The 19,768-nt window shown below is 72.3% G+C and carries 18 protein-coding genes and 1 pseudogene; 13 read left to right on the top strand and 6 right to left on the bottom strand.

All coding sequences use genetic code 11. The features are described 5' to 3' along the window. Positions 1–5: 5 nt before the first annotated feature. Entirely contained in the window at positions 6–785 is a 780-nt protein-coding gene (locus tag ABD292_RS15365) for an IclR family transcriptional regulator (protein ID WP_344207874.1), read from the bottom strand. A gap of 207 nt (positions 786–992) precedes the next feature. Here ABD292_RS15365 and ABD292_RS15360 point away from each other — a divergent pair, with 207 nt between their 5' ends. The 9 genes and pseudogenes from ABD292_RS15360 (at position 993) to ABD292_RS15325 (ending at position 10,234) form a co-directional block, all read left to right on the top strand. Beyond that, on the top strand, positions 993–2,441 hold the full coding sequence (locus tag ABD292_RS15360; RefSeq protein WP_344207873.1) for an aldehyde dehydrogenase family protein: 1,449 nt from the start codon (positions 993–995) through the stop codon (positions 2,439–2,441). Then, complete coding sequence (locus ABD292_RS15355) at positions 2,438–4,153, top strand: thiamine pyrophosphate-binding protein (protein ID WP_344207872.1); 1,716 nt, start codon at positions 2,438–2,440, stop codon at positions 4,151–4,153. The genes ABD292_RS15360 and ABD292_RS15355 overlap by 4 nt, the downstream gene beginning before the upstream one ends. Before the next feature lie 133 nt (positions 4,154–4,286). Then, on the top strand, positions 4,287–5,429 hold the full coding sequence (locus ABD292_RS15350; protein WP_344207871.1) for an ABC transporter substrate-binding protein: 1,143 nt from the start codon (positions 4,287–4,289) through the stop codon (positions 5,427–5,429). Between the two features lies 1 nt (position 5,430). Continuing rightward, entirely contained in the window at positions 5,431–6,300 is an 870-nt protein-coding gene (locus ABD292_RS15345; RefSeq protein ID WP_344207870.1) for a branched-chain amino acid ABC transporter permease, read from the top strand. Then, a complete protein-coding gene (locus ABD292_RS15340; RefSeq protein WP_344207869.1) occupies positions 6,297–8,102 on the top strand; it encodes a branched-chain amino acid ABC transporter ATP-binding protein/permease in 1,806 nt (601 codons plus the stop codon). The genes ABD292_RS15345 and ABD292_RS15340 overlap by 4 nt, the downstream gene beginning before the upstream one ends. Continuing rightward, complete coding sequence (locus tag ABD292_RS15335; RefSeq protein ID WP_344207868.1) at positions 8,099–8,812, top strand: ABC transporter ATP-binding protein; 714 nt, start codon at positions 8,099–8,101, stop codon at positions 8,810–8,812. Before ABD292_RS15340 ends, ABD292_RS15335 begins: the two co-directional genes overlap by 4 nt. Before the next feature lie 17 nt (positions 8,813–8,829). Further along, positions 8,830–9,093 carry a hypothetical protein gene (locus tag ABD292_RS15330; protein ID WP_344207867.1) on the top strand — a complete coding sequence of 88 codons (264 nt, stop codon included), beginning with the start codon at positions 8,830–8,832 and terminating at the stop codon, positions 9,091–9,093. Next, positions 9,042–9,254, top strand: a pseudogene (locus ABD292_RS48965) (hypothetical protein); the annotation flags it as partial. The gene ABD292_RS15330 and the pseudogene ABD292_RS48965, both read left to right, overlap by 52 nt. An 8-nt stretch (positions 9,255–9,262) precedes the next feature. Then, on the top strand, positions 9,263–10,234 hold the full coding sequence (locus ABD292_RS15325; protein ID WP_344207866.1) for an outer membrane protein assembly factor BamB family protein: 972 nt from the start codon (positions 9,263–9,265) through the stop codon (positions 10,232–10,234). Positions 10,235–10,238: 4 nt separating this feature from the next. On the opposite strand, the gene ABD292_RS15320 is transcribed toward ABD292_RS15325, so the two are convergent. The 5 genes from ABD292_RS15320 to ABD292_RS15300 all read right to left on the bottom strand — a co-directional run bounded on the left by ABD292_RS15320 (position 10,239) and on the right by ABD292_RS15300 (position 16,110). Next, entirely contained in the window at positions 10,239–10,889 is a 651-nt protein-coding gene (locus ABD292_RS15320) for a TetR family transcriptional regulator (RefSeq protein WP_344207865.1), read from the bottom strand. A 27-nt stretch (positions 10,890–10,916) separates the two neighbouring features. Beyond that, complete coding sequence (locus ABD292_RS15315; RefSeq protein WP_344207863.1) at positions 10,917–11,762, bottom strand: shikimate dehydrogenase; 846 nt, start codon at positions 11,760–11,762, stop codon at positions 10,917–10,919. Between the two features lie 69 nt (positions 11,763–11,831). After that, entirely contained in the window at positions 11,832–14,609 is a 2,778-nt protein-coding gene (locus tag ABD292_RS15310; protein ID WP_344207862.1) for a TIM barrel protein, read from the bottom strand. Positions 14,610–14,712: 103 nt separating this feature from the next. Beyond that, positions 14,713–15,552: a hypothetical protein gene (locus ABD292_RS15305; protein WP_344207861.1), complete on the bottom strand. Its 840-nt coding sequence runs from the start codon at positions 15,550–15,552 to the stop codon at positions 14,713–14,715. Positions 15,553–15,627: 75 nt separating this feature from the next. Then, on the bottom strand, positions 15,628–16,110 hold the full coding sequence (locus ABD292_RS15300; RefSeq protein WP_344207860.1) for a GNAT family N-acetyltransferase: 483 nt from the start codon (positions 16,108–16,110) through the stop codon (positions 15,628–15,630). A gap of 292 nt (positions 16,111–16,402) precedes the next feature. Between ABD292_RS15300 and ABD292_RS15295 the strand changes: the two genes are divergently transcribed. The 4 genes from ABD292_RS15295 to ABD292_RS15280 are packed head-to-tail and all read left to right on the top strand — an operon-like array spanning position 16,403 to position 19,768. Further along, positions 16,403–17,245 (top strand): ABC transporter substrate-binding protein, encoded by an 843-nt coding sequence (locus tag ABD292_RS15295; RefSeq protein ID WP_344207859.1) that lies wholly within the window; start codon positions 16,403–16,405, stop codon positions 17,243–17,245. Then, entirely contained in the window at positions 17,242–18,003 is a 762-nt protein-coding gene (locus ABD292_RS15290) for a class I SAM-dependent methyltransferase (RefSeq protein WP_344207858.1), read from the top strand. The genes ABD292_RS15295 and ABD292_RS15290 overlap by 4 nt, the downstream gene beginning before the upstream one ends. Then, positions 18,000–19,010, top strand: a complete 1,011-nt coding sequence (locus ABD292_RS15285; RefSeq protein WP_344207856.1) for a FecCD family ABC transporter permease — start codon at positions 18,000–18,002, stop codon at positions 19,008–19,010. The genes ABD292_RS15290 and ABD292_RS15285 overlap by 4 nt, the downstream gene beginning before the upstream one ends. Next, the gene (locus ABD292_RS15280) at positions 19,007–19,768 is read left to right on the top strand and encodes an ABC transporter ATP-binding protein (protein WP_344207855.1); all 762 of its coding nucleotides are present in this window, start codon (positions 19,007–19,009) and stop codon (positions 19,766–19,768) included. Before ABD292_RS15285 ends, ABD292_RS15280 begins: the two co-directional genes overlap by 4 nt.

The following is a 19,768-nucleotide window of genomic DNA, read 5'->3' as shown; positions in this document are numbered from 1 at the left end:
AGAAGTCAGGTCAGAGGGTGGTCGAACCCGCGCTCCGACATTCGCTTGGCCGCCTCGCGCAGATCAGCGGTGAACTCCTCGACCCGGTCCTCGGTGAAGCGGACCGTCGGCCCGCTCAGCGTCAGCGCCGCCACGATCGCCCCCGAGCCCCCCACGACCGGGACGGCGACCGCCGACAGGCCGGGCTCGCGTTCGCCGTGGCTGACCGTGAAGCCGTCGCGGGCGGCCTGGCCGATCCACTCCCGCAGGGTCGCCAGATGGGCCTCCCCGTACGGGGAGGAGCGGGCCACCCTGGCGAGCAGCCGCTCCGGCGCGTCCCTGAGCAGGATCTTGGACGAGGCGCCGGCCCACAGGGGCAGCTCGTCGCCGACCCGCACCACGTGGCGCAGCGGCTGCGGGCTCTCCTGCTGGGCGATGCAGATGCGGTGGGTGTCGCGCAGCACGTAGAGGTTGACGGTCTCGCGGTGCCGGGCGCTCAGCTCGCGCATGAGCTGCACGGTCTCCGGCGGCAGCTCCCACGCCGAGCGGGCCAGGTGCGCCCAGCGCCACAGCGCGGGCCCCGCCGCGTAGCCCTTCGGCGTGGCCCACAGCAACCCCATGTGTTCCAGGGTCTGCAGCAGGCGCAGGGCCGTGGTCTTGGCCAGCCCTGTCTCGTCGACGACCTCGCGGATGGTCAGCGTCCGCCGGTTCTCGGTGAGCAGCGAGAGGATGTCGAACGCGCGCTGAACGCTGCGTACGCCCCCGCTCTCCCCCGACCCCGACCTCGCAGAAATGTTCGAAGGCACGGATCCTCACTAGTGGGTTGAAGGTGAATCTGCGCTCACCCTCTCACGTGGTCCGTACGCTAACACCCAGTCCGCTTGGCGGTCCAGAAGCTCCATCCAGCGGTTCACGTGACCCTCTTGCCAGAACCTTCGCCGTGCTCTTACCGTGAGGCAATCCACAGTGCGGAGCCAAAGAACCACTGCGCGGATCAATGGGAGTCCTCAGCCATGAACACCATCAACGAAGCCGGGTGCTTTGTCGCCGGGGAGTGGTTGACCGGCGGCGAACAGGCCGAACGCGTCGGCCCCTATTCACGGCAGGTCGTCAGCCGGGCCCGCACCGCCCAGGCCGGCGACCTCACCGCGGCCCTGACCTACGCCCGGCAGGCGGCGAGACAGGTCGCGCGGCTGGCGCCCGCCACGCGGGCCGACATCTTGGAACGCGCCGCCGCGTCGGTCACCGCACAGGGCGAGCGGCTGGCGGGCCTGCTGGCCGTGGAGCTGGGCAAACCGCTCAAGGACGGGCGCGGCGAGATCTTACGTGTCGCCGACACCCTGTCCGTCGCCGCGGCCGAGGCGCGGATGATCGGCGGCGAGGTGCTGCCGGTGGCGGGCTGGGGCCGCGGGGTGGGCAACACCGCGATCACGCAGCGCGCCCCGGCCGGCCCGGTGCTCGCGATCACCCCCTTCAACGCCCCGGCCAACCTGCTGGCCCACAAGCTCGCCGCGTCCTTCGCGGCCGGGAACACCACGATCGTCAAGCCGCCGCCGCAGGCTCCCGCGGTCTCGACCGCCCTGGTGGAGATCCTCCTGGAGGCGGGGATGCCGGTGGAGGCGGTGCAGATCCTGCACGGCGGCGGTGACGTGGGCGCGCGGCTGTGCGCCGCCCCGGAGATCGCCGTCGTCAGCTTCACCGGCGGCGTCACGGCCGGGCACGCCGTGGCCCACGCCGCCGGCCCGAAGCGGGTCATGCTCGAACTCGGCGGCAACGCCGCCACCATCGTCTGCGAGGACGCCGACGTCGCGGAGGCGGCGCGGGTGTGCGCGCGCACCGGCTACAGCAACTCGGGTCAGAGCTGCATCTCCGTGCAACGCGTCTACGTGCACCGCAGCCGGTTCGAGGAGTTCGCCGAGGCGCTGACGGCCGAGGTCAAGGGCCTGGTCGTGGGCGACCCCCTGGACCCGGCGACCGACGTGGGCTCCATGGTGGACGACGACGCGGCCGAGCGGGTGGTCCGCTGGACCGCCGAGGCCGCCGGCCAGGGCGCCCGGGTGACGGCCGGCGGCACGCGCGAGGGCGCGGTGATGGCGCCGACCGTCGTCGTCAGCCCGCCCGCCGAGGCCAGGGTGGTGCGGGAGGAGGTGTTCGGCGCGCTGGTGGCCGTGCTCCCGTACGACGGCTTCGAGGAGGTCGTCGAGGAGTGCAACCGCAGTCCGTACGGGCTGCAGGCCGGGCTGTTCACCCACGACGTGCGCCGCATCGTCACCGCCTGGCGCGAGCTGGAGGTCGGCGGCCTGGTCGTCAACGGCTCGTCCAACTTCCGCCTCGACCACGTCCCGTTCGGCGGCGTGAAGGACTCCGGCATCGGCCGCGAGTCGCCGCGCTGGATGATCGAGGACTTCACCGTGACCAAGACCCTCCTGCTCAAGGGCCTGACCATCTGGGGAGACCAGTGACCACCACGGCCGCCCACGCCCTCGTCGCCCAGCTCGAGGAGCTCGGCGTCGAGTACGTCTTCGGCACCTGCGGGCACACCAACATCGCCGTCCTGGACGCGCTGACCGACAGCCCGATCCGCTTCGTCATCGCCCGCCACGAGCAGGCGGCGGCGCACGCCGCCGACGGCTACGCCCGCGCCTCCGGCAGGCCGGGTGTGCTGCTCGTGCACGTGGGCCCCGGCCTCACCAACGCGGCGACCGGCGTCATGACGGCCGCGCTGGACTCGGTGCCGCTGGTGGTGATCTCCGGCGACATCCCGTCCTACTACCACGGCCGGCACCCGCACCAGGAGATCAACCTGCACGCCGACGCCGACCAGGCGAGCGTGTTCCGGCCGTTCGTCAAGCGGGCCTGGAACGTGCACCGGGCCCAGGATCTCGGCCGCTTCGTCGAGCGCGCGTTCTGGACCGCCACCACGGGCCGGCCGGGGGCGGTGCTGGTCAACGTGCCGATGGACGTCTTCTCCCGGCCCGCCGCGCCGCACCCGCCGATCAGCAGGACGGCCCCGCCCGGGCTGCCGGAGGAGACCGCGCGGCTGATCGCCTCCCGCCTCGCCGACGCCGAGCGCCCCTTGATCTACGTGGGCGGCGGCCTGCGCGAGGACCCCGAGCCCCTGATCCGGCTGGCCGAGCACCTCGACATCCCGATCGTGCACTCGCTCATGGCCAAGGGCACGGTTCCGGACGCGCATCCGCTGGTCCTCGGGATGCCGGGCTTCTGGGGGCTTGAGCTCACCAACGCCTGCGCCCGCGAGGCGGACGTGGTGCTGGCCCTCGCCACCCGCTTCGCCGAGACCGACGCCAGCTCCTGGGACCCCCGCTTCACCTGGGACTTCTCGCACAGCACGCTGATCCAGATCGACATCGACCCGGCCGAGATCGGCCGCAACTACCCGGCGGAGATCGGCGCCGTCGCCGACGTGCGGCTCGCCGTCACCGCGATCGCGGACGCCGTCGCGGCCCACCCCGCCCGCTCCCGGGACGAGGTGCGCAAGCAGATCGCCGGCGCCCGCTCGGAGCTGTACGCGGCCAGCCGGGAGCGCGGCCTGAGCGACGACTTCCCCTTGCGCCCCGAGCGCATCCTGAAGGACCTGCGGGACACGCTGCCCCCGGACGCGGTCCTGGTCACCGACGTGGGCTGGAACAAGAACGGCGTCGCCCAGTGCTACGAGCTGCCCGCCGAGGGCCGCTTCATCACGCCGGGAGGCGCCTCCACGATGGGCTTCGGCCCGGCCGCCGCGGTCGGCGTGCAGCTCGCCGAGCCGGGCAGGACCGTGATCGCGCTGATCGGCGACGGCGGCATGAGCGCGCAGCTTCCCGCCGTGCCGCTGGCGGTCGAGCAGGGCGCCCCGGTCGTGTTCGTGGTGATGAACAACCGCTCGCACGGCACGATCTCGGACCTGCAGTCGGCGCACTTCGGCCGCAGCCACGGCTGCGACTTCACCGACCCCGCCGGGCGGCCCTACAGCCCCGACTTCGCCGCGCTCGCGCGGGCGTGCGGCGCCGACGGCCACACCGTCGCCGCCCCTTCCGACCTCGGCCGGGCGCTGCGCGAGGCCGTCGAGAACCGGCGGCCCGCCGTCATCGACGTGCCGATGGTCAACGAGCCGGTGCCCACGCCGGGGCACTGGAACATCAAGGACATCTATCAGGGTCACTTCGCCGACTGAGCGGCCTGACCAGGCTGCCCGCCCTCCGGGCCGGAACCGTTGCGCTTTCGAGATTCCCTCGGCGTTTCCCGTCGCCTATAACGAACGTACTAGTCCGTGAATTAGTCCTCACCCACCCCCCTAGAGGTGAACCGTGCGTTTCACGAGATTCCCCATCGCAGCCGCGGCACTGATAGCCCTCGCCGCGTGCGCCCCGCCCGGCCAGTCCACCGACTCGGGAGCCACCGCCACCGGCCCCATCAAGATCGCCAACGTCAACGCCCAGAGCGGCCAGCTCAGCTCGCTCGGCCAGTGGGAGCACAAGGGCGTCAAGCTCGCCATCGACGAGGCCAACAAGGCCGGCGGCGTGAACGGCCGGCAGATCCAGCTCGACCTGTTCGACAGCCAGGGCGACCCCACCGTCGGCACCAACGTGGCCAGGAAGATCGCCGCCGAGGGCTACATCGCCATGCTCGGCACCGCCGAGAGCGCGGTCACCCTCGCCATGGCGCCGATACTCAAGGACGCCAAGATCCCCAACATCACCTCGGGCCAGTCGCCCAAGCTGGCCGAGCTGAAGAGCCCCTTCCTCTTCCTCAACGCTCCCACCAGCGTCACCTTCGACGAGACGCTCGCCAAGTACCTCGTGGACGAGAAGGGCCACAAGAAGATCGCGCTGATCAGCAACAACGGCGCGTACGGGGCGGGCGAGCACGACGCCTTCCTGAGCTCGCTCAAGACCAGGAACGTCACCCCCGTCGCCGACGAGGTGGTCACCCCCGACCAGAAGGACTTCAACGCCAACCTGGCCAAGATCCGCGAGCAGAGCCCCGACGTGCTGTTCATCGGCGCCGAAGAGGTCCAGTCGGGGCTGATCGCCAAGCAGGCCCGCGAGCTCGGCATCAAGGCCGTCTTCGCCGGCGGCGCCCCCGTGGGCACCGACGTGTACGCCACCACCGCTGGCCTCGACAACGCCGAGGGCACCATCGTCAGCTCCCCCTACCTGAGCAACGAGGCCACCCCGGAGATCAAGGAGTTCGCCGCCAAGTACAAGGCCGCCTACAACGAGGACGCCCGCATGCACGTCGCCAAGGCCTACGACGGCGCGTCCATCCTCATCGAGGCGCTCAAGCAGACGAACGGCGAGGGCGGCCAGAAACTCGCCGACGCCATCCGCGGCGTCAAGCGCGCCGGGCTGCTCGGCGACTACACCTACGACGCCAACGGCGTCGGCATCCACGCCACCAAGATCGGCCTGGTCAAGGACGGCAAGGTCGTGCCCGAGGCCGCGAGCTGACGTGCAGGTCTTCCTTCAGACCCTGATCGGCGGGGTCACGTTCGGAGCGGTGTACGCGCTGGTGGCGATGGGGTTCTCGATCGTCTACCGGACGATGGGGCTGGTCAACTTCGCCCACGGCAGCGTCGTCATGATCGGCGCCTACGCCGCCTCCACCTTCTACCTGGCCACACGGCTCCCCTTCGCCGTCGCGATCGTGGTCGCCATCGCGGTGACGGCACTGATCGGCCTGGTCATCGAACGGTTCCTGCGCCCGCTGGAGAACAAGGACTTCACGCTGATGCTGATCGGCACGATCGGCTTCGGCGCCGTCCTGGAGGCGGGCGCGGTGCTGATCTGGGGTGCCACCGGGCACGCGGTGCCGTCCCCGGTCGCCACGGGGCCGATCGACGTGGCCGGCATCCGCATCCCCACCTACAGCCTGCTGGTGATCGCGGTCGCCGCGGCCGCGACCGGCCTGCTGGCGCTGTTCCTGCAGCGCACCAAGCGGGGCGCGGCCATGCAGGCGGTCGCCATGGACCACCAGGCCGCGACCGCGGTCGGCATCCACGTGGGCCGCAGCAACGCCATGGCCTTCGCCATCGGCGCGGGCCTCGCCGCGCTGGCCGGCAGCCTGATCGGGCCCATGCTGTACGTCAACCCGACCATGGGCGGCACCCTCGGCATCAAGGGCTTCGCCGCCGCCATGCTCGGCGGCTTCGGCAGCATGCCCGGCGCGATCGTCGGCGGCCTCGCCTTCGGCCTGCTCGACTCCTTCGCGGCCGGCAACTTCCAGGAGTACAGCGAGCTGGTCACGTTCCTGGTGTTCGCCGTGGTGGTCATGATCCGCCCGACCGGCATCTTCGGAGAGGCAACGGTGAACCGGGCATGAAGCGCTGGCTAGGGCTCGTCCCGCTGATCGCGGCGGCCTGGTTGCTGCCGTACACCCTGGGCGGTTACGCCATCCACGTCGCCGACGTCGCGATCATCTTCGCCGTCCTCGCCGTCGGGCTCGGGCTGACCATGGGCGTGGCCGGGCAGATCAACCTGGCCCAGGTCGCGTTCTTCGGGGTGGGCGCGTACGCGGTGGCGATCCTCACCACCGAGGCCGGCCTCGGCTTCTGGACCGCCGCCGTGCTGGCCGTCCTCATCGCCGTGGTGTTCGGCGTGCTGACCGGCATCCCGGCGCTGCGCATGCAGTCGCACTACCTCGGCATCGTCACGCTCGGGCTGGCGCTGGCGTTCACCAACTGGGTCACCAACTCCACGATCGCGGGGCGCGCCGAGGGCATCAGCGACCTCCCGGTGCCGCCGATGTTCGGCATCGACCTGTCCAGCGGCTACCTGTTCTACTACGTCGAGCTGGTCGTCTTCGCGGTCGCGCTGGCCTTCGCGCTGTTCGTCACGCACTCCCCGCTCGGCCGCCGCCTGCGCGCCATGCGCGACGACGACCTCGCGGCGGGCGCGCTCGGGGCGGAGATCCCGCTGCTGCGCATGACCGCGTTCGTCCTGTCCGGCCTCTACGGCGGCCTGGCCGGCGTCCTGTACGCCGGGCTGATCCGGTTCGTCGCGCCCGAGTCGTTCAACATCGCCAACATGTTCCTGCTGCTGGCCATGGTCATCATCGGCGGGCGGAGCAGCATCCTCGGCTGCGTCGTCGGCGCGGTCGCGCTGTCGCTGGTCAGGGAGGCGCTGCTGGACGCGTCCGGCTACGCGCAGCTCGGCTACGGCCTGGTGGTCGTGCTGGTGGTGGTGTTCGCGCCCAAGGGACTGGCCGGGCTGCCCGGGCAGCTCCGGTCCCTGCTACGCCGGCGGACCGGCGGCTCGCGGGCCCAGCTCGGCGCGTTCCGGCCCTACGACCCCGCGCCCGCCCCCTCCGGGGAGAGCGCTCTTGAGGTCCGGGAGGTGACCAAGCGGTTCAAGGGCCTGGTGGCGCTCGACAAGGTGTCGCTCAGCGTCCCCACGGGCCAGATCCGCGGCATCGTCGGGCCGAACGGCTCCGGCAAGACGACGTTGTTCAACGTGATCAGCGGCTTCTACGACGCCACCGAGGGGTCGGTGGAGCTCGGCGGGCGAGCGGCGACCGGGCTGGCGCCGTACCGGCTGTCGCTGCGCGGCGTGGCCCGCACGTTCCAGAACCTGCGCCTGTTCGAGGACCTCAGCGTGCGCGAGAACCTGCTGCTGGCGCTGGACCGCACCCGTACGAGCTGGATCTGGCGCTACGCGGTCCTGCCGTGGCAGGTGCTGGGCTACGAGCGCACGCTGCACCGGCGGACCGCGGAGCTGGTCGACCGCTTCGGGCTCGCCGAGGTCGCCGACGCCGAGCCGCGCTCGCTGCCCTACGGCATCCAGCGCCGCATCGAGCTGGCCAGGGCCATGGCCATGTCCCCCAGCCTGCTGCTGCTCGACGAGCCCGCCGCCGGGCTCAACGGCGAGGAGGTGCGCCAGCTCGCCGACATCGTCCGCTCCATCAGGGACTCCGGCGTCACCGTGATCATCATCGAGCACAACATGGGCCTCGTCATGTCGCTGTGCGACCAGGTCACCGTGCTGTCCAGCGGCAGGGTGATCGCCGACGGCCCGCCGGCCGAGGTCGCCGTGCACCCGGACGTCGTCGCCGCCTACCTCGGCGACTCGATGGCCGCGCCGACCGAGGAGACCGCAGAAGCCGCCGTCGAGGAGGCGACCCGATGACATCCGCTGGGAGCACGCTCACCGTCGAAGGGCTGTCCGTGCACTACGGCGGCGTGCGCGCCGCCCACGACGTCTCCTTCACCGTCGAGCCCGGCCAGTCGCTCGGCATCATCGGCGCGAACGGCGCCGGCAAGTCCTCCACCCTGAAAGCGATCATGGGGCTGGCGCCCCGGCAGGCCGAGGCCATCCGGTTCGGCGCGCACGACCTGCTGCGGGCGCCCGCGCACACGCTGGTCAGGCACGGCATCGGCTACGTCCCCGAGGGCAGGCACGTCTTCCCCGGGCTCACGGTGGAGAAGAACCTGCTGCTCGGCGCGTACACGAGCAGCTGGAAGCACACCCCGATCGACGAGGTGTACGAGCTCTTCCCGGTCCTCGCCGAGATGCGCGGCCGGCTGGCCGGCGCGCTGTCCGGCGGCCAGCAGCAGATGCTCGCGGTGGGCCGGGCCATGATGTGCCGGCCCAAGGTGATGCTGCTGGACGAGCCCTCGATGGGCCTGTCGCCCAAGCTCGTCGGCGACATCGCCGCCGCGCTGAAGAAGCTCAACGCCGACGGCCTGGCCATCCTGCTCGTGGAGCAGAACGCCAAGCTCACCTTCGACGTCACCACCACCTGCCTGGTCATGGAGAACGGCGAGATCGCCGCCGGCGGCGCCTCGGCGGAGCTGAGCGACGACCCCCGGGTCCGGCGCATCTATCTCGGTCTGTAGAACGTGAGGAGAGGGTCATGGTCCGTCGCAGAGAGTTGCTCGCGGGCGCCGTAGCCGCGGCCGCGCTCGCGGGAGCCGGGCAGTCGCCCGCCGCCGCGGCCGTCCGGCGCCCCAGCCGCGACTTCCCCAAGGTCGGCGGCAACCTGGCCAACCACAACCACAGCGCCCTGCGCCGGCTGCACCCGGGCAACGTCAGGCGGCTGCGCGCGGCGCGGTCACCCGGCGCGGGGTGGCGGTCGGCGCGGGCAAGGTCTTCACCTGCGCCAACGACAACTGGCTGATCGCCCTCGACCAGCGCACCGGCCAGGTGGGCTGGGAGCGGCAGCACCACGGGTACGGCAACCTGGAGAAGGTCGCGGTCACCTACCACGACGGCCTGCTCCACTGCGGCACCAACGACGGCCCGAGGGGCGCGGCCCTCGCCTTCGACGCCGCCACCGGCGACCTGGTGTGGCACTTCTGGGGCACCGCAGCAAGACCGGCATGTACTACATCCTCGACCGCACCGACGGCTCCGCGCCGCTCGGCATCGACGAGGTGCCGGTGCCGCAGGAGCCCCGGCAGAAGACCTGGCCGACGCAGCCGTTCCCGCGCCAGGGCGGCTGGACCGAACTGACGCCGGCGCGGCAGCCGCTCGGCACCGAGGTGCCCGGCCTGCCGCACCGCGCCGTGCCGAACCACCGGATCGGGCCGCTCTACACGCCGCACTGGGACGAGCCGATCCTGACGATCCCCGGCCACGGCGGCGGGGCCGACTGGAGCGCCCACTCCTACAGCGCGAGCACCCGCCTGGTCTACACGGGCTTCGGCTACGTGGCGGCCGCCCACTCGCTGACCGAGGCGTCCAACGGGCTGCGCCCGCCGGGCGAGTACATGACGGGCGGCGTCGTGGCCGTGGACCCCTCGACGAACCGGGTGCGCTGGAGGAAAAACCCGCCGTACTCGATGGCGCACGGCAACGGCGTCCTCACCACGGCCTCCGACCTGCTGTTCATCGGCCAGCCCGACGGCAACCTGCTCTGCCTGGACGCCCGCGACGGCCGCGAGCTGTGGCGCTGGCAGACCGGGGCCGGGGTCAGCAGCGCCCCCATCGCCTACGAGATCGACGGCGAGCAGTACGTCGCCGTCTACGCCGGCGGCACGAGCATCCCGTACGGGAACTCCGCGCCGCGCGGCGACCACCTGTGGGCCTTCAAGCTGGGCCGCGGCGCGCCCCCCGCGCCCACCCCGCCGCCTCCCGTGGTGCGGCGGCCGGTCTCCGGCGGCCCGGTGGACGGCGGCGCCGTGAACAACACGGTGGTCCTGGCCCGTGTCTACGCGGGCGGCCAGGTGGGCGCCGTCGAGTCCACGGCCGTCAACGCCATGGCCATCGACGACTGCCACAGCCCGAGGCCCACCGGCAAGATCGAGGTCACGCCCTGATCGATCAGGCGCCCGCGCCCCGCAGGTAGGCCACGACCGCGTCCCCCACCATCCGGCGCAGCCGTTCGCGGTGTGCCGGGGCGGTCATGTCCCGCCCGAACAGCGCCCCGAAGGTGTGCTGGTTGGCCACCCGGAAGAAGCAGTACGAGCTGATCAGCATGTGCACGTCGATGGCGTCGGCCTCGGTGACGAAGTCGCCGCTCGCCGTGCCCGCGTCGAGGATCGCCTCGATGAGGTCGAGCACGGGCGTGCCCAGGTTGGCCAGCGCCTGCGACTTGCGGATGTGCTCGGCCTGGTGGATGTTCTCGATCGTGACCAGCTTGATGAAGTCGCGGTGCGCGTCGTGGTGGTCGAAGGTCAGCTCGGCCAGGGTGCGGATGGCCTCCACCGGCGCCAGGTGCCCGACCTCGATCGCCTGCTCCACCTTGCGCACCTCGGCGTAGGCCTTCTCCAGCACCGCGATGAAGAGGCGTTCCTTGCTGCCGAAGTAGTAGTAGATCATGCGCTTGGTCGTGCGCATGCGGGCCGCGATCTCGTCCACCCGCGCTCCCGCGTAACCGTGGCGGGCGAACTCCTGCTGAGCGACCTCCAGGATCTCCGACTTGGTGCGGTCGGGATCCCGCTGGCGTTCAGGGGCTGCGGGTTGACTGGTCACCGGCTCATCCTAGGCACATCTTCCGCCTCAGACGGAGACGAGATCGGTCAGGTGGGCGAGCATCCGCTCGGTGTCCGGTTCCCGGCCGGTGAACAGCCGGAACGCGTGCACGGCCTGGAAGACGACCATGCCGCCGCCGTCCAGCGTCCGGCAGCCGAGCGCCCGCGCCTGTTCGAGCAGCTCCGTCTTCAGCGGCCGGTACACGATGTCGGCCACCCACAACGCGGGACGCAGCAGCTCGGCGGGCAACGGCATCCCGGGATGGTGGGCCATGCCGGTGGGGGTGGCGTGCGCCAGTCCGTCCGCCCGCGCCAGTAGCTCCGGTAGCTGGGCGGCGTCCGCGGGGCGGGCCCGTCCCGCGCCGAAGCGGGCGGCCAGCTCGCCGGCGAGCGCGGTGGCCCGCGCCGGGTCGGCGTCGACCAGGGTGATGCGGTCGGCGCCCAGGGTGAGCAGCGCGTGCGCGACCGCGGCCCCCGCTCCCCCCGCGCCGAGCTGGACGACGTGGTGCGCGGGCGCGTCGGGCAGCCCGCGGGCGAAGGACTCCGCGAAGCCCGTCCAGTCCGTGTTGTGGCCGATGGCCCGATCGCCGTCGAACACCACGGTGTTCACCGCGCCCAGCATGCGGGCGTCCGGCGACAGCTCGTCCAGGAACGGGATGACGTCCTGCTTGCAGGGGTGCGTGACGTTGAGCCCGTCGTAGCCGAACCTGCGTGCCGTGCGGACCAGCTCCCCCAGGTCAGCGCCCACGCGGTCGATGTCGAGCAGCCGGTAGACGTAGTGCAGCCCGTGGTGCGCGGCCTCCTGCTCGTGCAGCCGCGGGCTCAAAGAGGGACCGATGCCCGAGCCGATCAGTCCGACCAGGTACGACTCCATCACGTCTCCCTTGAGGCCCGTTGACAGACCCTCCTAATGTACGTACTAGTGAGTTACGTGACCAGCGGTCTATGCCGCCTCGGTGGGGCCGGCCCGCCGGACGACCGCGTCGAGATGGCGGCGCGCCGCGGTGATCGCGAGGCGGGCGTGCTCCTTCGCGCCCACCTGGGCCACGAGGGTGGCCCGGGGGATCTCCAGGGCGTACGGGATTCCCGGCGGCAGGGCGCCGAGGATCCCGTGCACGTCGAGACCGCCCTCGCCGGGGAACAGGCGCTCGAAACGAGCGGCGTGGACGACCTCCTCCTGCGTGGGCGGCGCCTCGGCCGGGGCATCGCAGACGTGGGCGAAGTGGAACCACTCCGGCGGCAGGTCACGCAGCTCGGCCAGGCTGGAGCCGGAGCGGGCGAAGTGGATCAGGTCGACGAGGATGCCCGCGTTGGGCTGGCGGGCGGCACGCAGGACGCGGACGGCCTCGGCGAGGTCGCCGGTCTGCGTCCACGACGGGAATTCCAGATCGACGGTGAGGCCGAGCGGCCTGGCCAGCTCGCACAGCCGCGCGTACCGGTCGGCCTTGCGGGCGAAGTCCGGGTCCGGGAGCTGCGTGATCACGTGGCGGGCGCCGAGCTCGGCTCCCGCCTCCAGGAAGCGCACGAACTCCGCGGGATCGGCCTCGGGCGGGATCCGGGCGAGCTCGATGTCGAGCACCTGGATTCCGGTGGCCGCGAGCCGGACCTTGGTCGCCCGCATCAGCGCGGGGTCGGTGGCGAGGGGGTGGTGCGGCTCGTGCGGGGTGACCTTGGTCATGCGCAGGCCCACGTACCGGTAGCCGGCGTCGGCGGCGGCGCTCACCAGCTCGGGGGGAGACAGACTCAACGCGGTCAGATGCGCCAAGGAGTAGTCGTGCGCGTGGTCGCCGCCGGCGAGGGCGGGCGGCCGTCTCAACGTGGTCAGCCGTCGCCTGCGGTGCGCGGCCATGCGCACCGCCGCGCTGTTCGGGGCGCCGTAGCCGGAGTAGCCGCCGACCCGCTGGACCACCTCGAAGAAGATCCGCGCGCCGATCATCTCGGTGCAGAAGTGCAGGTACTCGCCGTGCTGATCCCGGTCGTAGAGGATGGAGTGCCGTCTCATCGCCGCGAGCAGCTCCTGCGGCAACGCCAGGCGGGCGTCGAGGTCGTCGTAGTAGTTGTCGGGGATCGTCAGCAGCGGCGCGCCGAGCGCCCGCATCGCCCGCGCCGCGGCGATCGCGTCGTCGGTGGTGAACGCGATGTGCTGCGGGCTCGGCACCGCCGGCGACCAGTCGCCCCGCCGGAGCGGCGCGGTGTTGAGGCTGATCCGTACGTGGTGCTGCGGGTCGGCCGCGGCCCGGCTGTGCATCAGCCCGAACGGCGCGGGCAGCGTGGTGGTCCGCGTCGCCCGCAGGCCGAGCACGGCGTGGTAGAAGAGCGCGGCCTGGTCGAAGTCGTCGACCGATTCGGTGAGCGAGACGTGGTCCGTCCCGGTCAGCGGTCCGTCGGGGCGGGCCTCGCGCCCGGTGGGGGCGAAATCGTCGAGCCAGTTGTCGTCCCCGCCCGTACGGCAGAAGAAGACGGCCGTTCCGTCCGGGGCCGCCACGGAGTTGAGATGCGCCTCCCCTTCCCGGCGGACCCGGGGGAGCACGGGCGCCAGCAGCCGCTCGGCGCGCCGCGCCGAACCGGCCGGGTCGGCGCTCTCCACGGCCAGCGCGCAGACGGCGGCGGTGCCCGCGGCCACTTTCCGTTGCGGCGCGAAGTTCAGCAGCAGCCGGGCCGCGCCCTGCGACCACAGCTGCACCGGCTTGGAACGATGCCGGCCGGCATGGGTGAACCCGAGCGCGGTGAGCACCCGCGCCACGACCGGGCCGGAGATCTCGTCCACGGCCAGCTCGGTGAACACGTGACCGCCCAGCCGCGGAGCCGGCGGCAGATCGGCCGGCCGGACGCGCTCACGCACCGTCGCCGGACCGGCCGCGCCGACCGTCTCCTCCAGGGACAGCAGCGACCGCATCGCGTCCACGGCGACGTGCCGGGGGTCCGCCTGCCGGCAGACGTCGTTGGACACCTCGACCGAGAGCGGGCCGTCGTACCCGGTGGCGAGCACGTGCCCGAGGAGCCCGGCCACGTCGAAATCGCCCTGCCCGGGGAACAGCCGGTGGTGCTCGCTCCACTCCCATGCGTCCATGTTCAGCCGTGGCGCGTCGGCGAGCTGCAGGTGGAACACCTTCGCTCCGGGCACGGCCCGGATCGCGGCGGGATCGTCGCCGCGGGCGAACACGTGGAAGCTGTCGAGGCACAAACCGAGCGCGGGATGGTCGGCGCGCCGGACGATCCGCCAGGCGTGCTCGACGGTGTTCACGTACCGGCCCCAGGCCAGAGCTTCGTAGGCGATGCGCAGGCCACGCCGGGCGGCCCGCTCGGCCAGCGTGCGCAGCTGCTCCGCGGCGAGGTCGTCGTCGTCGACGGCGTGCGCGGCGGTCGTCGAGCAGACCGCCATCGTGGTCGCGCCGAGCTGCTCCAGCACGTCGAACTTGCGCTCCGCCCGGCGGAGATTGGCCTCGAACGCCTCGCGCGGCACCGCCTCGAAGTCATGGAACGGCTGATACAGGTGTATCGCCAGGCCCAGGTGGTCGCACTCCTGCCGGATCCGGCCCGGCGACCAGCTCGACACGATGAGGTCGTCCTCGTAGATCTCGATCCCGCCGAAGCCCGCGGCGGCGGCGGCCGCGAGCTTGTCCTCGAGCGTGCCGGAGAGACAGGCGGTCGCGAGCGCCGGCGAGGGGTTCGCGGGGCGGCGGCCGGCGGCAGGGGCCTTGCCACGATCAGCGGTGAGCATGAGGTCTCACCTTTCTGGACGCTGATTAACGAACTAGATACTTACTTATATGCCGAGACCGCCGCCGGCGGAAGGGCTCATACGAGCCGGATGCCGGTACCGGCTAGTTCCAGGCGCCGGGCACCTGGTAGGGGACCTTGCCTTCGAGTTGCTCCTGGTCGAGCACCTCGCCCTTCAGCGGCAGCGCGACGGTGACCGGCCGTCCCCAGGTGGAGTAGCGGGTGTCCGCTTCGACGCGGAGCACCTCCCCCTTCCCGTGGTGCAGGACTCCCTTGGCCGTGACCCGCTCCACCAGTCCGGCCGGGCTCAGACGGAGGGTGTAGGAGATGGTGCTGACGGGCTTGCTCCGGGAAGAGCCGCGGAAGCGTGAGGCGAAGGAATCAGACACCCCGACCAGCTCGTCGGCCTTGATCGTGCCCTTCACCACCCCGCCCCGCCAGGACGTGCGGCGCGCCAGCGCGGCCTTGAGCGTGGCCGGCTCCAGTATCTCCAGCAACGGATTGCTGGCGGGCAGATCGGTGTGCGGGTAGCGGACCCAGTTCGTGCCCTGCGGCAGTACGTCGGCGAAGCGGGGGCCCGAGACGTAGTCGTCGTGGCCCGACGAGATCACCCTCAGGGGCGTCTCTTCCACGGCGGCGTACTCCGCCAAGCCGAGTTCCTTCAGACCGCTCCTCATCACCTTGCTGTACCGCGCGCGCTGGGACGTATCAGAGGCGATCTCGCCCTGCGGCCCGAACCCCACCATGCCGTCCAGCTTCAAGGTGTAGTACACGCCGTGACCGTGATCCACCTTCGCGGTGTACACGATGTCCACGCCCTTGCCGCGGATCAGAGCCGCCCGGAGCGCCGTCACCGGGTCGGTCCCGGGCGCTGCCTGCGCAGGGGCGGAGAGGAGCTGCGCCAGACCCGCGATCAGCATGACGCCCACGACGGTTCGCTTCATCACGTTCCCCTGGGATCGGTCGGAGGGACGCAACAATCTTGTGCATACAAGATCAACTGTCAAGCCGAACCACGATCATGATGAGCCCTGCTGGAGCTTCACGTAGCGGTGGGCGGGGACGACGATGGGTCCGGTCTCGCTCGGCGCGAGGTGGTCGAACGGCCCTTCGTCGACCCAGCCGTTCCGCTCGTAGAACCGGCGGGCGCGTACGTTCCCCGCGACGACCGCCAGCCACGCCCGCCCGTGACCGTTGGCCGCGACGAGGCGTTCGGCCTCGGCGAGCAGCGCGGTCGCCACGTCGCCGCCGCGGTGCTCCCTGGCCACGTAGACCTGCTCCACCTCGTCCCCGGCCACCATCACGAAGCCGGCCACGGCGCCCCCGACGATCGCGACGACCGTGTCCGCGATCCGCTGCTCCGCGCGTTCGCCGAACGATTCCGGGGTCCTGACCGCCGCGAGCGCGTCGGGGACGTTGCCCCGGTGCCCGTCGCCCCAGCCCTCGTGCCAGATCCTGGCGATCTCCTGCGCGTCTTCATGCCTCGCGGGACGCAGCTGCACGCTCCGACTCCTTCACGACTCCGAGGCGGCGGCGCCGGGCTCCGCCTGCCACCGGCAGATTATCCCGGAGATCGGCCCGGCTCCGATGAGGTGGTGCTTCCCGGTAGTGCTAGGGTCATCGAACATGAAAACCATTCCCATTTGTTGGGGTGTGGCGGCCGCTGTGCTGACCCTGGCCACGGCGTGCGGTAGCGGCAGCGGTACGGCGGCGACCACCGCTTCCCCGGCGACCCGGGTGACGAGTTGCGGACTCCCCCTGACGATCCAGGCCCCGCCGCGGCGGGCGGTGGCCATGGAACAGAACGCGGCAGAGATCATGCTGACCCTGGGGCTGGCCGGCCGCATGGCCGGCACGGCGTATCAGACCGACCCGGTGCTCCCCGAACTGGCGCAGTCCTACGCGAAGGTGCCCGTGCTGGCCGAGCAGTACCCGGGCCGCGAGGCGCTGCTGGCCGGCAAGCCCGACTTCGTCTACTCCATGCGCGCCTCGGCCTTCGCCCCCGAGGCCGCCGGGTCGCGCCAGGACCTCGCCAGGCTGGGCGTCCCCGCGTACCTGTCGTCCAACGACTGCGAGGACCGGGCGCTCATCCCCGCCACCGCCGAGTTCGAGGCGATCTTCAAGGAGATCGACGACATCGCCACCGTCTTCGGCGTGCAGGAACGGGGCCGGTCCGTGGTCGCCGACCTGCGCCGGCGGCTGGAGGCGGCCGAGCGCGCGGCGCCGGCGAACCTCGACGCCGACCTCATGTGGTACTACTCCGGCACCAAGACCCCCGCCATCGCCGGTGACACCGGCCTGCCCGGCACGATCACCCGGCTGCTGGGGGCGCGCAACGCGTTCGGCGACGTACAGCAGCAGTGGGCGGAGGGCAACTGGGAGGAGATCGCCGCCCGCGACCCCGACGTCATCGTGCTGGCCGACCTGACCCGCGGCGGCGACGGCGACAGCGCCGAGGCCAAGAAGCGCTTCCTCCGCGACGACCCCGTCGCCTCCAGGCTCACCGCGGTCAGGAACGAGCGCTTCATCGTCGTCCCGGGCTCCTCCGTGGACCCGTCCATCCGCGCCGTCACCGCCGTCGAGCAGGTCGGCCGCGGACTGACCAGCCTGTACGCACCCGCCAAGGAGAACGCATGACCGCCCCCGTCCTGACCCCGCGCGACCTGCTGGCCCGTTGGGAGGAGCAGCAGAGCGCGTACGTCGCCCACCGCGAGAACCGTTTCGAGGTCATGCTGGACGTCCTGCGCCTGCACTGCCCCGCCGAGCCGACCGTGCTGGACCTGGCCTGCGGGCCCGGATCGATCGCTGACCGGGTGCTGGCCCGCGTGCCCGGCTCCCGCGTCGTCGCCGCCGACCACGATCCCGTGCTGGCCCGGCTCGCCGAGACCGTGCTCAGCGAGTACGGCGACCGTGCCACCGTCGTCGACGCCGACCTGGCGGAGCCGGGCTGGAGCCGACGCTTCGCCGACCGGCGCTTCGACGCCGTCCTGACCTCGACCGCGCTGCACTGGCTGTCCCCGTCCCAGCTGCTCGGCGTCTACACCGAACTGGCCGCGATCCTGCCGCCCGGCGCGGTCCTGCTCAACGCCGACCACCTGCGCTTCGGCCCCGGGCACCCCACCCTCGCCGAGCTCTCGGCCCGCCACGACGAGCAGGTGCGGCAGGCCGCCTTCACCGCCGGAACCCCCACCTGGGACGCCTGGTGGACCCTGGCCGGGCAGCTGCCCGACCTCGCCGAGCGGGTCCCCGAGCGCGAGCGGCGCTTCGCCGATCGCCCGCCCCAGCCGCTCGCCCCGCTGCCCTTCCACCTCGCCGCCCTGCGCACGGCCGGCTTCACCGAGGTGGGCACCGTCTGGCAGTACCTCGACGACTACGTCGTCTTCGCCAGGCGATGAGGACGGCATCCGCGATCAGCGCCGGCCTGCTGCTCCTGCTGCTGTCGATCGCGGCCGCCTCCGTGGTGGGGGCGGCCGGGCTGTCCCCCGCCGACGTGCTGCGGACGGTCGCGGCCCATGCCGGCCTGCCGGTACGGCCGCTCGCGCCGCTGGACGACGGCATCATCTGGGAGCTGCGCCTGCCGCGGGTCCTGCTGGCGGCGCTGGTCGGGGCCGGCCTGTCGGTGTGCGGGGCCGTGCTGCAGGCGCTGACCCGCAATCCGCTGGCGGACCCGTACCTGCTGGGCATCTCCTCGGGCGCCTCCACCGGGGCGGTGGCCGTACTGGTCCTGGGGCTGGGCACCGGCGCCGCGGCGCTGTCGGCGGGCGCCTTCGGCGGCAGCGCGCTCGCCTTCTGCTGCGTGCTGGCCATGATCGGCCGGCGGTTCGGCAGCACGGTCCGCGTCGTGCTGGCCGGGGTCGTGGTCTCCCAGCTGTTCAGCGCCCTGACCAGCCTGACCGTGATCTGGGCGGCGGACGCGCAGAGCACCCGCGGGGTCACCTTCTGGCTGCTGGGCTCGCTGGCCTCGGCGAGCTGGGCGAGCGTGGCCCTGTGCGCCGTGGTCGCGGCGGCGGGCATGACGGCCTGCTGGGCGGCCTCGTCGGCGCTGGACGCGTTCGCCTTCGGCCGCGAGGCCGCCGCGTCGCTGGGCATCGCGCCGGCCAGGACGGAGCTGATCCTGTTCACGGTCACCGCGCTCACCACGGCGGTGCTGGTCGCGGCGAGCGGCGCGATCGGCTTCGTCGGCCTGATCGTCCCGCACGCCGTACGCGCCATGACCGGGGGCCGGCACCGCGCGCTGCTTCCCGCCTGCGCCCTGTACGGCGGCGTGTTCCTGCTGGCCGCCGACACCGTCGCCCGCACCGCCTTCGCCCCCCGCGAGATCCCCGTCGGCGTGCTGACGGCGCTGATCGGCGTGCCCGCCTTCGCGCTCGTCATGCGGCGGAGAAAGGAGACACCGGCGTGAGCCTGCACGCCCACGACGTCAGGTGGACGGCCCAGGGCCGGCCGATCGTCGACGGGATCACCGTCGCGTTCGCCCCGGGCGGCCTGACCGGGCTGCTCGGCCCGAACGGCTCCGGCAAGTCCACCTTCCTGCGGCTGCTCGCCGGGCTGCTCCGGCCGCACGGCGGCACGGTCCTGCTCGACGGCCACGACCTGGACCGCCTCCCCCGGCGCGACGTCGCCCGCCGCCTGGCCGTGGTCGCCCAGGAGGTCAGCACCGACGCGGAGCTGACCGTCCTGGACGTGGCGCTGCTCGGACGCATCCCCCACCGCCGCCGCCTGGCGGCCTCCACCGGCGAGGACGATCTCGTACACGCCCGCCGCGCCCTGCGCCGGTGCGGCGTGGCCGACCTGGAGCACCGCCGCTGGTCCACGCTCTCCGGCGGCGAACGCCAGCGGGTGAACATCGCCCGCGCCCTCGCCCAGGAACCCACGGAGCTGCTGCTGGACGAACCCACCAACCACCTCGACATCGCCCACCAGCTCGCCCTGCTGGACCTGCTCGCCGCGACCCCGGTCACCGTCGTCACCGCCCTGCACGACCTCAACCTCGCCGCCCAGTACTGCGATCAGCTCCTGCTGCTGCACCAGGGGCGGCTCGTCGCCGCCGGCCCTCCGGCGGAGGTCCTCACGGAGGAGACGGTGGAGCGCGTCTACCGCGTACGAACGGAGATCACCCGCTCCGCCGCCGGCCGTCCGAGCCTGCGGTTCCTGAGGTGA

This window comes from Nonomuraea bangladeshensis, assembly GCF_039529455.1.
GTDB classification, from domain to species: Bacteria; Actinomycetota; Actinomycetes; order Streptosporangiales; family Streptosporangiaceae; genus Nonomuraea; species Nonomuraea bangladeshensis.
Note: the sequence above shows the minus strand (reverse complement) of the source record. Positions and strands in the feature narration are given on the sequence as shown.

Excerpts from the sequence above, each read along its gene's own strand:
- ABD292_RS15305 (WP_344207861.1), bottom strand. The coding sequence starts at position 15,552 with ATGAAGCGAACCGTCGTGGGCGTCATGCTGATCGCGGGTCTGGCGCAG.
- ABD292_RS15335 (WP_344207868.1), top strand. The coding sequence starts at position 8,099 with ATGACATCCGCTGGGAGCACGCTCACCGTCGAAGGGCTGTCCGTGCAC.
- ABD292_RS15315 (WP_344207863.1), bottom strand. The coding sequence starts at position 11,762 with ATGGAGTCGTACCTGGTCGGACTGATCGGCTCGGGCATCGGTCCCTCT.
- ABD292_RS15340 (WP_344207869.1), top strand. The coding sequence starts at position 6,297 with ATGAAGCGCTGGCTAGGGCTCGTCCCGCTGATCGCGGCGGCCTGGTTG.
- ABD292_RS15310 (WP_344207862.1), bottom strand. The coding sequence starts at position 14,609 with ATGCTCACCGCTGATCGTGGCAAGGCCCCTGCCGCCGGCCGCCGCCCC.
- ABD292_RS15290 (WP_344207858.1), top strand. The coding sequence starts at position 17,242 with ATGACCGCCCCCGTCCTGACCCCGCGCGACCTGCTGGCCCGTTGGGAG.
- ABD292_RS15285 (WP_344207856.1), top strand. The coding sequence starts at position 18,000 with ATGAGGACGGCATCCGCGATCAGCGCCGGCCTGCTGCTCCTGCTGCTG.
- ABD292_RS15295 (WP_344207859.1), top strand. The coding sequence starts at position 16,403 with ATGGAACAGAACGCGGCAGAGATCATGCTGACCCTGGGGCTGGCCGGC.
- ABD292_RS15330 (WP_344207867.1), top strand. The coding sequence starts at position 8,830 with ATGGTCCGTCGCAGAGAGTTGCTCGCGGGCGCCGTAGCCGCGGCCGCG.
- ABD292_RS15360 (WP_344207873.1), top strand. The coding sequence starts at position 993 with ATGAACACCATCAACGAAGCCGGGTGCTTTGTCGCCGGGGAGTGGTTG.